This is a genomic window from Roseburia sp. MSJ-14, assembly GCF_018918225.1.
Lineage (GTDB): Bacteria > Bacillota > Clostridia > Lachnospirales > Lachnospiraceae > Petralouisia.
The window spans coordinates 1-1,286 of sequence record NZ_JAHLQD010000039.1 but is presented as its reverse complement, the minus strand read 5'-3'; the positions used below and the strand labels follow the sequence as shown (position 1 = coordinate 1,286).

Here is a 1,286-nt window from a genome sequence, read left to right as displayed (position 1 = left end):
GCATGTTACAATAGAAACATGCTGAAGGAGGATCTCATATGGCAAAGCAACATGACAAACAATTTAAACTTGATGCAATCCAGTACTATCAGGATCACAAAGATCTCGGAGTACGTGGATGTGCTGAAAATCTTGGCATCGGCTACAGTACATTAACAAAGTGGCTGAAAGACTTCCGGGAATCAGGTGATATTCCTGTTCGTGGTTCTGGTAATTATGCATCTGATGAGCAGAAGGAAATTGCCCGTCTCAGACGTGAATTACGTGATGCCCAAGATGCACTTGATGTGTTAAAAAAAGCAATCAACATTCTGGGAAAATGACGGAAGCCATTTATCTCGAAGTGTCTGAGAAGACGGAAGCTGCCAAAAAGGCTGGACGCCGGGTTTCCGTCTCCGGAATGTTGAAATTTTTAGGTGTCTCTCGCTCAGGGTATCTTGCATGGCTCCACCACGTACCTTCTGATACAGAAAAACGTCGTAAAGCTGTAAAAGCAAAAATACAGGATATTTATGATGATTCCAAGCAGAACTACGGTGCTCCGAAAATCACTGTAGAACTTCGAAAAACGGGTGAAGCCATTTCGGAAAGAACCGTTGGTACATATATGCGCCAAATGGGGATCCGCGCTCAGTGGAGCAAACCATGGACCATCACCACAAAAGACTCTGATTTCAGCACAGAATTACAAAATATCCTTGATGAACAGTTTAATCCTGACCGCCCGAATGCTGTCTGGTGTTCGGATATCACCTACATCTGGACAATAGACGGATTTGTCTATCTGACCAGTATTATGGATTTATTTTCCAGAAAAATCATAGCCTGGACACTTTCAGAAACACTGGAAGTATCCAGCGTGATTGATACTATAAACCAAGCCAAAGCTCGCCGAAATATTGATCAACCATTAATTATCCATTCGGATCGTGGCAGCCAATATGTTGCAAAGGAATATAAAAAAGCAACCGAAAATATGCAGCGTAGCTACTCGAAGAAAGCTTTTCCATGGGATAATGCATGCATTGAATCCTTTCATTCTGTTATCAAACGTGAATGGCTCAATCGCTTTAAAATCCGTGATTATAAGCAGGCATACCAGTTGATTTTTGAATATTTGGAAGCTTTCTACAATACGAAACGAATTCATAGCCATTGCAACTATATGTCGCCAAACGAATTCGAACGAGTGTATGAAAGAACGAACACTGAGGCTGAGCTTCTGGCAGGTTAAAATGGGGAGAAATTTCTCATTTTAACTTGTACTAAATCTTGACATAGGACCA

The 1,286-nt window shown here is 41.4% G+C and carries 2 protein-coding genes; both read left to right on the top strand.

From position 1 onward, the window contains the following. Window positions 1–38: 38 nt before the first annotated feature. Complete coding sequence (locus KQI83_RS12625; RefSeq protein WP_007889554.1) at window positions 39–323, top strand: transposase; 285 nt, start codon at window positions 39–41, stop codon at window positions 321–323. Next, a complete protein-coding gene (locus KQI83_RS12620) occupies window positions 320–1,234 on the top strand; it encodes an IS3 family transposase (RefSeq protein ID WP_216558677.1) in 915 nt (304 codons plus the stop codon). The genes KQI83_RS12625 and KQI83_RS12620 overlap by 4 nt, the downstream gene beginning before the upstream one ends. The last annotated feature ends 52 nt before the right edge of the window (window positions 1,235–1,286 follow it).

Excerpts from the sequence above, each read along its gene's own strand:
- KQI83_RS12625 (WP_007889554.1), top strand. The coding sequence starts at position 39 with ATGGCAAAGCAACATGACAAACAATTTAAACTTGATGCAATCCAGTAC.
- KQI83_RS12620 (WP_216558677.1), top strand. The coding sequence starts at position 320 with ATGACGGAAGCCATTTATCTCGAAGTGTCTGAGAAGACGGAAGCTGCC.